At 59.4% G+C, this 12,394-nt stretch carries 9 protein-coding genes; all 9 read right to left on the reverse strand.

Annotation, left to right across the window (positions count from 1 at the left end; all coding sequences use genetic code 11):
- Position 1: 1 nt before the first annotated feature.
- The gene (locus ABWV79_RS10150; RefSeq protein ID WP_170356391.1) at positions 2-724 is read right to left on the reverse strand and encodes a PP2C family protein-serine/threonine phosphatase; all 723 of its coding nucleotides are present in this window, start codon (positions 722-724) and stop codon (positions 2-4) included.
- On the reverse strand, positions 721-1,407 hold the full coding sequence (gene tagF / locus ABWV79_RS10155; protein ID WP_353391752.1) for a type VI secretion system-associated protein TagF: 687 nt from the start codon (positions 1,405-1,407) through the stop codon (positions 721-723). The genes ABWV79_RS10150 and tagF overlap by 4 nt, the downstream gene beginning before the upstream one ends.
- Positions 1,407-4,979: a type VI secretion system membrane subunit TssM gene (tssM, locus tag ABWV79_RS10160; RefSeq protein WP_353391753.1), complete on the reverse strand. Its 3,573-nt coding sequence runs from the start codon at positions 4,977-4,979 to the stop codon at positions 1,407-1,409. The genes tagF and tssM overlap by 1 nt, the downstream gene beginning before the upstream one ends.
- On the reverse strand, positions 4,976-6,409 hold the full coding sequence (tssL, locus tag ABWV79_RS10165) for a type VI secretion system protein TssL, long form (RefSeq protein ID WP_353391754.1): 1,434 nt from the start codon (positions 6,407-6,409) through the stop codon (positions 4,976-4,978). The genes tssM and tssL overlap by 4 nt, the downstream gene beginning before the upstream one ends.
- 93 nt (positions 6,410-6,502) lie before the next feature.
- Positions 6,503-7,843 carry a type VI secretion system baseplate subunit TssK gene (tssK, locus tag ABWV79_RS10170; RefSeq protein WP_170356387.1) on the reverse strand — a complete coding sequence of 447 codons (1,341 nt, stop codon included), beginning with the start codon at positions 7,841-7,843 and terminating at the stop codon, positions 6,503-6,505.
- 36 nt (positions 7,844-7,879) lie between these two features.
- The gene (gene tagH, locus ABWV79_RS10175) at positions 7,880-9,343 is read right to left on the reverse strand and encodes a type VI secretion system-associated FHA domain protein TagH (RefSeq protein WP_353391755.1); all 1,464 of its coding nucleotides are present in this window, start codon (positions 9,341-9,343) and stop codon (positions 7,880-7,882) included.
- A gap of 10 nt (positions 9,344-9,353) precedes the next feature.
- Positions 9,354-9,659, reverse strand: coding sequence for a PAAR domain-containing protein (locus ABWV79_RS10180; RefSeq protein ID WP_170356385.1), 306 nt, complete (start codon positions 9,657-9,659; stop codon positions 9,354-9,356).
- 2 nt (positions 9,660-9,661) lie between these two features.
- Positions 9,662-10,252 (reverse strand): DUF6931 family protein, encoded by a 591-nt coding sequence (locus ABWV79_RS10185; protein WP_353391756.1) that lies wholly within the window; start codon positions 10,250-10,252, stop codon positions 9,662-9,664.
- 11 nt (positions 10,253-10,263) lie between these two features.
- Complete coding sequence (locus tag ABWV79_RS10190; protein ID WP_353391757.1) at positions 10,264-12,393, reverse strand: type VI secretion system Vgr family protein; 2,130 nt, start codon at positions 12,391-12,393, stop codon at positions 10,264-10,266.
- Position 12,394: the final 1 nt, after the last annotated feature.

Here is a 12,394-nt window from a genome sequence, read left to right on the forward strand (position 1 = left end):
TTCAGGGAATATCGACCACGATCACCGAGATATTATCTGCCCCGCCCCCGTCCAGCGCGATCTGGATCAACTGATCGGCGACGGTTTCAATCGGCATCTCTGACAGAGCCTTTTCCAGCATCGGGAAGGTCGCGTATTTGCTCAGCCCGTCCGAGCAGATCAGAAACCGATCGCCCGGCTGAACCTCGCCCCGGATCTTGTCCAGTTCCAGCACATCCCCGACACCAACCGCACGATTGATCGCATTTGATTGGGGATGCTGTTCCGCTTCATCCCAGCTCATCTGGCCCGCCAACACCAGATCGGCCACAACCGAGTGATCGGTGGTCAGCATTTGAATCTGGTTGTCACGCAGCAAATAGATGCGGCTGTCGCCCGCCCACAAACCGACGAAATGGCCGTTGGCCAGCATCATACAGGCAACGGTCGTGCCCATGGTTTTACCGCCACGGGTCTCAGCCTCTTGACGGATTGCCGAATGCGCTTGCTGTAACACATCCCGCAACTTCACCAGTCGATCCGCTGGTGGCAGTCCCGGCGGGATTGCCGCGACCATGTCAGCAACAAGACGGCTGGCGTAGTCGCCCCCTTCGTGGCCTCCCATACCGTCCGCGACCATCCAAAGGCTTTCCTCGGGCAGGGCCAAAACGGCATCTTCATTTAGCTTGCGCTTGAGGCCGACATGGCTGCGGGCGCTGTACCGAACGCGGTGACTTGAATTCATAGTGGCCTTGCCTCGGTCCAGACTGCAGCGTGAAGATTAAACAAACCTTGCATGTTTGATCCTTGCGGTAAACCTTCGCAGACCATCATCCGAGGGACGCCGCCGATGTCAGTGCTCCAGATTGTCGGCGACCGATAGCGATGCGCGACTAACCCCGCCGCGAGGTCGGGCAACAGACTGTCAGCGACTTCCCCGCGCGTCAGAACCAGCGTGTTTCCCTCGGCCCGAACCGGAGAAGTCGGCTCTTGTAATGGAACCACCAGCGCCCCCAATCCCTCGGCCAGTTTGTCCCGCGTCATGTCATCCTCAAGCGCAGCCAAAGCCAAGTCTTCAAGCTGGCGGTATGTCGCCTCGGCCCGGAAGTGAGACAGAATTGCCGAACCTTCATTAGAGACGCCCGATACCAAAGTCAGAGGAAACCTTCGTCCGACCCGATCCACTGATGGCATCAAAACGCCCAACATCTTTTGCGGGCCTGCCAATCCCGGAGCCAGACAAAACCGCCAAATGGGTGCGGACATGTAATGCGCGTCCCACACAGGTCCCAGAGCTTCAGCCGCGTTTAACATGCTGTGCTGAATCCAGGTATCCCAGGGCTGTACGAAATCCTGTGAAACCCCCAGCCGAAAAAAATCTCCGACCGAAGGCATCTTACCAAACGCGCCAAACCCAGTCCGCTGCATCAGAACGATTTAGGGCAGCTGAACTTTTGCAGCGCCGGAAGGGCAAAGGGATTGATGACCGAGCCAGATTGCAACTGGAAGATCGCAATGCGGCCACCGACGTTGAAGATCACCTTCTTGCGGTCCGATACATTGGTCCGCCGCACCTCTGCCGCGTCCAACAGACGGAACCACGCCCATGGGCCATCCTTGGACAACACACTTTCGATGTTGCGTTTGTCGGGCTGGAACGTGACCCGCGCCAATCCAACCTGCCCTGGCCACGTGACCGCCATGGGCGAAGGCAGCCCGCCGCGATGGCGGAATTCCAGCGATTGTCCGTCAATTTCAAGCGTGACGCCCTTTGCCTTGGGGTCCAGCGCCTCGGGCATGATCTGGAACTGAATCTGGGGTTGTGGGCCCGCGGCAAAGAAAGCCTCACGGATTTCGGCGGCGTTCTGGAATTGGGTCAGAACGGCCTGACTAATGCCCAGATCGGCCTCGTTTACGCTGCTTTTCCAACTCCACGGGCGCGTGCGCATGTCCACGTGTTTGGCGAGGTTGTCGGTGAAGAAGGTGTCGATCAGACCTTGCGGGCCGAACAACCGGCTGAAATCACCCATCGCCACATCTGCCCCGGATCTACGACTGAACGGATAGCGGTCAGTGACGACCTGCTCGCAGAAGGGCAGCACATTGGCCTGCCAGCGTGCGTTCAGCGAGGCCCGTGTACTGTCAGACGTGATCCCCGACGATCCGTCGATGATCTGCACCGCCCAGCGTTCCATTGGGCCGGGAATGCGAGCCGCTTCTTGCTGAAACTGCTGCAGCGCCTGCCCGGACTCGCCGCCCGAGGTGCCGCTGAAGGACATCTTGTTCAGCTCTTGATAGACGCCCGTCAACGACCCCATCAACTGATCCAATTGCGAGGGCTGCCCCTCGGGCCGGTCAACAAGCTGGTGCAGCCAGGCAAACCGATCCTCGACATATTGGCCCGGCTCTTGCACCGGCTGTGACGCAGTCGCGCCGCTGGATTTGGCCAAGGCCTCAAGCAGGATTTGCGTCTGGACCGAGGTCGCCGACTGCAACTCGAGGCTGGCCGCGCTGGACAGCCCTTCACCCAGAGCATCCGAATTGGGCAGAACCGATCGGCTTTCGGTCAGCTTCGTCTCGTCCGAGATCGAGTTCAGGATGTTGACGATAGGCGAGGTCGGGCCGGACAGCACATTGGTCACTTCGACAGCGTGGCTGAGGCTTTCCATCGGCACGATGTCGATATCGCCCAGCATCGCGTCATAGCGCGCAATGTAGTCGTTGTAATACAGGTCCAGCACATCGCGGCTGAGCGCGGCCAGCGCCAGTTCGGTCTGTTCCGCCTCGCCGCGCGGGCCCAGAACCCAGCTTTCCTTTTGCACCCGTTTGGCTACGCCAACTGCTTCGCCGACAAATACGTCGTTGAAACCGCGGTAGGTAAAGATCCCCTCGATCCCGTCATTCAACGGTTTGCCCGAGGACCGCACCAAAACGCGCGCAACCGCTGGGCCGCCGACCTCGGTGATCCGCCATTCAGGCAGAGCCGTCGCGGACGGACTTGAGATGATCCCGTTATACACGCGCTGCGCCAGCGGCAGTTCCGACAGCAGGCCCTGTATCTGCTCGACCATGGGCCCGTTCAACGCAACGGCCTGCATCGGCTGGCTCAGCAATGCCTCAAGATGGTCGTTCAGATCAGCGCGAAATTCCTCGCGCGATGGGCCCGGGAAGGACACCGTCCAGTCGATATTCATCCATTCCTTGACCAGATTCTGGTTCATCGGACCTTGAAGACCCAACATCAGATAAACCTTTAACGCCTCATACAGCACATCGGGGTTGTTGATATTGGCGCTCATCTGTTCTTCGAGACGCAACAGCAGCCGCGGTAGAAGGCGCTGGTTCAGCGCCGCGCGGTAGGTCTGCGCCGCCTGCGTGCCAATCACATCCCCCTGATACAGGCCATAGGTCAGGCGCGTTTCAGGGTCCGGGTCGGACAGGGTCGGGTTCGCGGGCAGATCGCGCAGCGTGTTCAGCGCCTGCACCACAGGCACCAGATCGGTATCGCCCACCGGGCTGGGTGGCAGCGTCGCCGCTGCAGCCTGATAGGCGGATACGCCCTCTTGCGCCTCAGCGATCAGTTCTGAGTTGCCCGAAAAGCTGCGAACCAGCAGGGCACCCACTGCAACAGCGGCAATCAGCGTCGCCGCGACCGAGGCCCATTTGGTGATCTTATAGCGCCGCTCAACCTTGTCATCGGCGCTGACCAGACCGGCCTCGCGGAAGATCACCTGATCAAACAGGCGGGTCAGGAAATACGACCGGCCCGAGCCCTGACCCGAACCAATCGCCTGACGTCCGATCCCGAAGGTACGCGCCATGCCCAACATCAGCCGGTCAATCGGAGTGCCTTCTTGGGTGCCGGATGTGAAATAGACCCCGCGCAGCATGTGGCGGTGTTGATAGCGGCTGTCCTGAAACACCTCGGTCAGGAATTCATGCGCCACTTTTCGGAATGAGGCCACCTGCATCGGGAAGCCCGCAACCAAGGCGCGGCGCTGGGGGTCGGTCTCGGTCTGCATCCGCTCCAGCGATTGGGCGTTCAAACGGCCCAGCAGCAACGCGAATTCTTCGTCAAAGGCGGCGACCGGGGATTGTTCAGACCGGGACTTGTCCAATGGCAAGGTAAAACCCCAAACCTGTTCGCGATCTTCCTTACCCAGATTGTCATAGAACTCGGCAAACCCGGCAATCAGGTCGGCCTTGGTGAACAGGATATAGACTGGAAAGCGCACGCCCAGTTTTTCGCGCAACTCTTCCAGACGACGACGCACGGCCTTGGCGTGTTCTTTCTGGGTGATCTCATCCTGCAAAGACAGATCCGACAACGAGATCGCGATCATCGCCCCGTTGATCGGCTGGCGCTTGCGGTATTTCTTGAGCAGCCCAAGGAACCCAATCCACGCCGCGTTATCGATCTGAGCGTCGCTTTCCTGCGTCGTGTACCGCCCGGCCGTATCGATCAGAACGGCGTTTTCGGTGAACCACCAATCGCAGTTGCGCGTGCCGCCAACACCGCCAATCGCGGTTTTACCCATCTCATCGGCCAGCGGAAAGTTCAGGCCGGAATTCACAATGGCAGTGGTCTTGCCCGCGCCCGGCGGGCCGATCATCACGTACCACGGCAGCTCATTCAGATGCCGCCGTCCGTTCTTGGACTTGCGCAGCTCTGCCATAGCGGTTTTCAACTTGCCGCGCAGTTCCGAGATTTCGCTGTCGATCATGTCGCCGCCGTCGCTGACGGCTTCGGTGATTTCTTCGGTCAGCTTCTTTTCGCGACGACGACGAACAAAGAAGATGGTTAGCGCAATGATCAGGAAAAACGCATAAATCACACCGCACCAGATCAACCGCGCCGTCATCCCATCCAAAGGACGCCATTCATCCGACCCAATAAGTGGTCCGAAAAAATAAAGGCACAAGGACAACGCCGTCGCCGTAAAAAACAGCACGGTGTAAATCGACAAGAAGATGAATCTCAGGATTCTACGGGCGGTCATTGAGTATCCTCCTGCACCAACAGGACTTCGATCCGGCGGTTGGTGGCGCGGCCTTCACGGGTGGAATTGTCGGCAATCGGGTCACTGTCGGCCCGGCCCTCAGCGCTGAGGCGATTGGGGTCGGTCAATTCGGGTGACATCTTATTCATCACCGATTTTGCGCGCGCCAGCGACAAGGCGAGGTTGGACGGAAAGCGCGCCGACCGGATTGGTACATTGTCCGAATGCCCGGTCACGATCACCGTGCCCGGCTCGGCATTCAACGCCACGGCAACCCGGCGCACCGGCTCTTGGAATTTGTCTTGCAGACTGTCCGAGCCTGAACCGAACATGCCCGACCCCTTGATGCGGATGACCAGCGTATTGCCTTTCTCAAAAACCTCGACCAGCCCCTCATCAATCTCGGGTTGAAGGAATTCGACGACCTTCGCGATCTGAGGTTGCTGTTGCGGAGGTGGCGGCGGAGGCGGAGGCGCCCGGCGCTGCAACTCGGTCACGGGGCCCGCGTCGATCACCGACATCTGACCCACAAGATTTTCCGTCTTGTTAGACAGGACATAAGACAGACCACTGAATTCAATCACCAGCAAAAGCGCCGTCACGCCAAGCGCGATCCAGACCGGTTTCCACATGCTAAGCGCACGGTATGGCTTGTCCACACCTTCCCAATGCGGGGCCAGATCATGCTCAACGGGACCGCGCTGCGCCCGGATGACCCGAGCCAGACCCTGCCGGATTTGCAGATGCTTGTCCGGTCCGCCTTGTTCGACCCGCAAGCGGCCTTCAAAGCCCAGCGACAGGCACATGTAGACGAATTCCAACAGCTCGATATTGTTCGCAGGCTCCTGTTCCAGCCGCGCCAGAAGGTCGTAGAAACGGTCCCCGCCCACCGTCTCGCGGTGGAAGGTGCCAACAAGTGATTGCGTCGCCCAACTGGACTGGCCGCCCCACGGAGTGTTCAGCACGACATCATCCAGCGTCGCACATAGGGCATAACGCGCCACTTTGACCGATTGCGCCGGGATGCCCGCCTGTAGGGCGGAATTTTCAAAGCTGCGCACCTCGGCGACCACGCTTTGGCGCAGCTTGTCCGGGTCCATGTGCTGCGCGCGGTTGCGGATGCGGCTGATCAGCGAAAACAAAGGCGCGGCGCAGCCGTTCAACCGGTTCATCCCGGTTGCGGCCACCTGTTCCCCACCGCCTTGTGGCGGACGCGACTGTGGGGCCTGCGCCGGAGGTACGCCATATCCGTCCCCTGCCGCAGCGGGCTGCGGCTGAGGCGCTTCCATCGGCTCGGGGTAACCCGCCGGTTGCTGAGGCGCGGCGGGTTGTTGCGGCATGGTCCCGGCCTGACGTCGTCCACCCGGGTTGGGGCGAATGACCGTCTTATCTGTATCGTCCGGTTCGGCGAAAGGATCGTTGTCGGACATGATCTACCTGCTTCCTCACAGCGCCCGCATGGTCCAGTGGTCCACGCAGGCAGCCCCATCAATTTGTTTCGTACCAATCAACGGCCCGGACGGCTACTGATTGCGGATCGCCCAAAGCTCCATCTGCAATCCGGGATATTGCCCCGACACATGCACCGCGATCCCGCCCGAAGTGGTCATCTTGCTCCAATATGGGCTGGCTGCGTCCAGTTCGAAATAGACCACGCCCGAATGGTACGGGATCTGGCGCGGCGCGACCGGCAGCGGGCGCAAAGTGATGCCCGGCAGGGCCGAATTCACCAATTGGCGGATTTCCTCAACCGGGCCGGTCTTGGCCTGACCCGCGAAGTGCCGCCGCACGTCTTCGGCGGGGATATCCGCATTAACTGCCAGCACAAATCCGGCCGAGCCGATCAGCTTGCGATCAGCAATCACACCGACGCTGATGCCGTATTTGCGCGGCTCCAACGGGATCGAGATCGCCGTCTGTTCCAGAACCGAGCTGAGATATTGGCGCAGCACTCGGATTACTGGGGCAAAGCTTTCGGTCAGGTTATCGTGCTGATAGGCGGGGAATTGCACGGCCTCTTTCTCGGCACTCATGAAGGTGGCCAACTCGCCAGCCAGTGCAACGCAAACGCGGTAGGCGTGTTCGGGGTGCACGTTTTCGATATTGGCGAAATGGCGCACCAGCGGCAGGTTGCGGTTGATCACCATCAACAGCAGGAAATCCGAAATCTCGGCAGCACCCTTGGCGGGTCCACCTTCGGACAACCGCCCGGCCAATGCCTGCATCCGGTGCGACAGCATCCCCTCAAGCTCGTTTATGAACCCCGCCAATGCCGGGGCTGCGCGCACATCCAAGACCGAGGGCACAAAGCCGCGATCCAGGACAATCTCTTTGTCCGGACGCACTTCGATGATGCGGGCAATCGGAATGGCCAGCTTGTCGGCCAGATCGTCTACCGCCAGCGCAAATTGCAGCCGTAGCTTGCCAACGCCCAGCGTCACCGGCTTTTTCTGCTGGCTCATCACGTCGGTGATTTCCTGTTCGGCGGGACGCAGGCGGCTGACGGATTGCTCCGCCCCGCTCAGATCTACCTCGGACGCGCCTTGCCGCCGCTGCGGCACGGTCAGGTAAACAACGCAATCCTTGATCGTTTCGGGCACTTCCAGCGCGGGCGGATGGTCTTCGGCCTGCGGTACGCGAAACACCTGCCCGTCCGGCGTCAGCCCTGAACAGGATTTCAGCGCAATCTGCCCGACCTTGAGTACCTCGTCATCCAGCTCAAGCGCACTCAGCCCCCAGGCATAGGGTGTCACCCGGCGCGCAAGCCCGGCCACCAGCGCCTCGGTATACCGGTCGGCCTGCTGGAAATGGTGGGGCTGCAAAAACAACCCTTCGGTCCAAAGCACCTTGCTGTCCCAGGACAATGGCTGCCCTCCCTTGTTATTGCGCCCGATGGGGCGTTACTTCAGCTTTTCCAGCTGTTCCTTATACGCACGCGCGAATTCCCGGCTGAAGAGATCGTGAAAATCATTCTCGGCCTGATCCGAAATTTCCGCATACATCTTTTCATACACTTCCCAATATTGGGCCTTCTTACCCTTGAAAAGTGACCCAAGTTTGCCGGAGCCTTCGATTTTCCCGGCCAGCACCTCGGGGTCGAGCCGCGACAACACGCCTTTGAGCGCGGCCTCCATCCCTGTGACCATGGCGACCTCATGGGCCTTGATATCGTTCAACGCCTCGGCGGTGGCCTCCTCAGAAGCGAGGTAGCCTTTGACCCGCGGTTTCACCAACGCCTCGATCGCCTGTTCGGCGCTGATCGAGAATTTCAGCGGGTTGTTTCCACCAGCGCTGATCATCGTCTGGTCAATGCGGAATTCAGACTTGATCGAGGTACGCGTCATCAGAATTTCGCGCAGACCCGTGATCATTGCCCGTAACACGCGCCCCATCCGGCCCATCGTGGCAGGCAGGTCCGCATCGTCGATGCGCAGATCGTCCACCTCAAGCGCCTCAAGCAGCGCGCGGGCGGCGGATTGATCGCCGCTTGAAGCAGCAGGCGCAGACGTTTCGACCACTGTGGGCTCATTCGCAGGCTCGGGCGCAGGGGCCGGAGCCACTGGTTCCGACGGCGGAGGTGGCGCCGCACGCCCGCCCGGTGTTGGCTTGGGCGGTGGAGCGGCCAGTTCCGGCGGTGGCGCAGCAAACGGGTCCGAAGAGGACGGCTCTTGCGGCGACAAGAAATCGTCATCCCAATCGTCGGGGATCAGGTTCGCGCCGCCGCCACTGGCGGGTGCTGAAAACGCATCCGTGGCCGAGGGGTTGTGCATGGGGTCGCTCGCCCCCAAGCCCTGATGCGCATCGGCAGGTTTGGCAAAGAACGGGTCATCATCACCGAGCGGTGGCAGCAGTTCGTCCATGGGATCAGGTGTTGCGATCTGACCCGGTCCTTTAGGGGCTTCACCGCCCAGCAGGTCATCCAGAAAATCCCCTCCCGGCGAGGACGCGTCCAGCAAATCCAGCGGGTCCGGCGCGTTTTGCGACTGTCCGGGCGAGACATTGCCCTGCTGCATCGGCTGCGGGATCTTCTCTTCGAACGAGGGCAAATCGGCGCCGATCTCGACCACCATCTCATAACCGCCCGCCGTCAACACATCGCCATTGTTCAGCGGTGTCGGCGTTCGACCCAAAGCAATCTTTGAATAGTTCAGAAAGGTCCCGTTGGTCGACAGGTCCACGATCACCACGTTGCCATTGTGATCCTCGATCACGAAATGGTTCTTGCTGAGCGTCCGCTCGGGGTCGGGCAGTACAAGATCATTGGCCGGACCACGCCCTACAGTCAGCGATCCCCCCTGCATCGATACAGGACGCCCGTCGCCCGGCACGACGCCAGTGGATTGGAATTTGAGCGTGACCGTCATTCTTCTGTCTTCATCCTCCGACCAGCACGGTAAATTCACCTTTGACGATAGGTCCGCCACAGGCGCAGGTATCCATCACCCGCGCAGCTGGCATCTTGCCAATCAGTACCGTCGCCGAGCCTTTGATGATCGGGTGCGGAAAGGCGGGTGTGGCCATGTCAAAAATGCGAGCGGCAGGCATCTTGCCCACCAACACCGTGGGGCAGCAGGGCGGCAGGATCGGCATCGGCGCAGGCACCGGCGCGGGAGGCGCAGGCGGCGGGGCCAGAAACGTACAGGTGTGTAGATCCGCGACGCGGGCTTGTGGAAATCCCATGTCTATTCCTTCGCCTCAAGATTGCCGTTTCCACCACGAGCGATATCAAGGCCACGGTCGATCAGCAATTGCACATAAGCGTCGAAATCGCCCTCATGATAGCCCATCGCTGTGACATTCATCGCGAATGCCAGCGCTTCGGCTGCGCCATGCGGGGCCGGCATCGACGCAAGCTCGCCCGTGCCAAGCGTGCCGTCGGCATAGAGCACGCCCATGGCGCAATTTATGGTCTCATCATCGGGCTCGGCCAGATCAATCGTATGCTCGGCCTTTTCGCGATTTTCCTGCGTCGGGCGAAACACCCAAGCCTCAGACGCCGCCAGAGATGGCGTGTTGTGATCGGGCGCGGCTCCGATATAGTCGCGCGCAGCCAGACACGACCACCAGACCCGTTCGCGCGGCGGCAGAGCCACGCCCAGCAACCGCAACATGTCAATCGGTGCACCTTTTTCTTCAAGCTCGGCCAGAACAACGTCCAGAGGCGCACTGGCCGGTGCATCCAGCTTGGTGCCCAGCCGCGCATTGGCATCCGCCAGCATCCGGGCGGCAGGCATCTGGGGTGTCTTGGTCAAATTGGCAAATCGTTCGCTCATCCGTTCGCCCCTTAGTTAATCATCGTCACGCCACCCTTAAGGGTCAGCATAGCATCGCCACTGACCGTCGTCAGTGGGCTTTTTGCGTCCATCTTGGCGGTCGCCTGCACATTGATCATTGTGCTTTTGATCGTCACCGAGGTCGGATCCAGCTTAATTGACGAGGTCCCGACTTTCAGCTCGATTGACTGCATGGCTGTCATGGTGATCTTGCCCGCCTTGGCATCGACCTGAATGTTCCCCAGTTTCACAGTCGTCGTTTTGTTACCGGAATCGACCGAAGTGACCATGTTGCCTTGCTTGATCGTTTCGGTGTCGTTGCCGGTAACGGTGCGGGTGGATTTGCCCTCGATCGTTTCAGTCTGGTCAGTCTTGATGCTGACCTTCTGGCTGCCGGTTTCAATCGTGAAGGTATGATCCCCTTCCTTGATCGTTTCATTCACGTCTTTCTTCACCACCTGGCTCAGGCAACCGTCGCCGCCGTTGCCGCCCGTGTCCAGCTTGTCGTAGCCTATAGTGACCGTAGACTTGTTCTTGACGAGCTTCTCATGATCCTTTTGCGCCTGAAAGCGCACCAGTTCCGCATCCTTCTTGTCTTCGAACATCAGCTCGTTGAACGTGTCGGGTTTGCCCTTTTCAGACGACCGGGTCCTGATCCCGGACTGCGTCTGGTTTGCCGGCAGATCATAGGGCGGCATCGTTTCAGCATTATACAACATGCCGGTGCAGATGGGTCTGTCGGGATCGCCCTCTTCAAACTGGATGACGACCTCTTGCCCAATCCGGGGGATATGGATCATGCCCCAGTTCTTACCGGACCACGGGGTGACAACACGCACCCAGCAAGACGTCTTCTCGTCCTTCTTGCCCACACGATCCCAATGGAACTGAACTTTGATCCGGCCATATTTGTCAGTGTGGATTTCCTTGCCCGCAGGGCCGGTGACGATGGCCGTGTGAAGCCCTGCAATCTCGGGCCAGGGCGTAGTGCGGGCGTTACGATATTGAACCTTTTTGGGCTGAACGTCGAATTCAACCATATACATTTCGCTATTGTCTTCGGGAAATTCCAACGCGCCTGTATCCAGGTCTTTGGAGTTCTTTTCAAAACCGTAGCCTTCGGTCGTCTGTAGATAGAAGGTAGCCGCCGTGACCAGATATTCCTGGTTCTGATCTTTGTCGGGATGTTCCTTCAGGGTGAAGGTCTTGCCCACCTCCATCGCCCGGACCGAGGCACGGCCCCGGCGGCGGTCATATTCGGTTTCTTCAGCCTCCATCCGAACCTGCGCGCGGGGCTTGCCCTTGTTGGCGTCAATATAATGACCCGGCGTGTCATACAGCTCGTACTTGTTGTGCTTGTGATCGGGCGAAAGGATGGTTTTCGACACCGAGGCCATTTTGGCACTGGGTGTCTCAAAATTGAAATCTCCTAAAGCAACGACACCAGGAACGATTTGCTGCGCGCTGGCCCATTCGGTCACGCTGTCGGGCAGGCGCTGTTCATAATCGTCGCCCGCCCGGTAAAACAGGTCTGAACTCCCGGTCAGCGGCGTGTGTCCCGACAGCCCGTCACACAGGACCAACGTTTCATATTTGTTATTCGCCTTCGCATAGTCGAAGAAGTAATAGATGCCCTCTTCCTGCATCAGGCGGGAGACAAAGTCGAAATCGGTTTCCCGGTACTGAACGCAATATTCCCGCTGTTCATAGGTTCCGCTCAGCTTCTTCTGGAAATCCGAGAACCCGTGCCCTTTGAAAACATCTTCGATGATCTTGTCGACCGTCATGTTCTGGAAGATGCGGCTGTTGGTGGTCTGTTGCAGCATCCAAAACCACGGGCGCAGCTCGGCCAGCAGATGCACGAACCCATCCCGCAGCGCCAGCCGTTCAACGCGCACAATCGTACCCGTGAACTTGCGTTCTTCCCCCTCAGCCGCAGCCATATGGATTGTAAGAATTTTACCCAGCAGCTCTTCCAGCTTGATGGTTTTGTCGGGCGACAGCATCTCGACCTGGATCTCAGTCAGTTCACCCATCTTCTCGGTGATGATCGCGCGACGAATGACAAGCTCGTCTTCCTTATATTTGTAACTGCCCGTGATCCGAAGCGGCCATTCCTTACTTTGCAGACTGTCAGACATT

Origin of the sequence: Ruegeria sp. HU-ET01832 (genome assembly GCF_040371315.1) — a bacterium.
Lineage (GTDB): Bacteria > Pseudomonadota > Alphaproteobacteria > Rhodobacterales > Rhodobacteraceae > Ruegeria > Ruegeria lacuscaerulensis_A.

Bases quoted from the DNA above. Each gene is read 5' to 3' on its own strand.
- ABWV79_RS10150 (WP_170356391.1), bottom strand. From the start codon at position 724: ATGAATTCAAGTCACCGCGTTCGGTACAGCGCCCGCAGCCATGTCGGC.
- tagF (WP_353391752.1), bottom strand. From the start codon at position 1,407: ATGCAGCGGACTGGGTTTGGCGCGTTTGGTAAGATGCCTTCGGTCGGA.
- tssM (WP_353391753.1), bottom strand. From the start codon at position 4,979: ATGACCGCCCGTAGAATCCTGAGATTCATCTTCTTGTCGATTTACACC.
- tssL (WP_353391754.1), bottom strand. From the start codon at position 6,409: ATGTCCGACAACGATCCTTTCGCCGAACCGGACGATACAGATAAGACG.
- tagH (WP_353391755.1), bottom strand. From the start codon at position 9,343: ATGACGGTCACGCTCAAATTCCAATCCACTGGCGTCGTGCCGGGCGAC.
- ABWV79_RS10180 (WP_170356385.1), bottom strand. From the start codon at position 9,659: ATGGGATTTCCACAAGCCCGCGTCGCGGATCTACACACCTGTACGTTT.
- ABWV79_RS10185 (WP_353391756.1), bottom strand. From the start codon at position 10,252: ATGAGCGAACGATTTGCCAATTTGACCAAGACACCCCAGATGCCTGCC.
- ABWV79_RS10190 (WP_353391757.1), bottom strand. From the start codon at position 12,393: ATGTCTGACAGTCTGCAAAGTAAGGAATGGCCGCTTCGGATCACGGGC.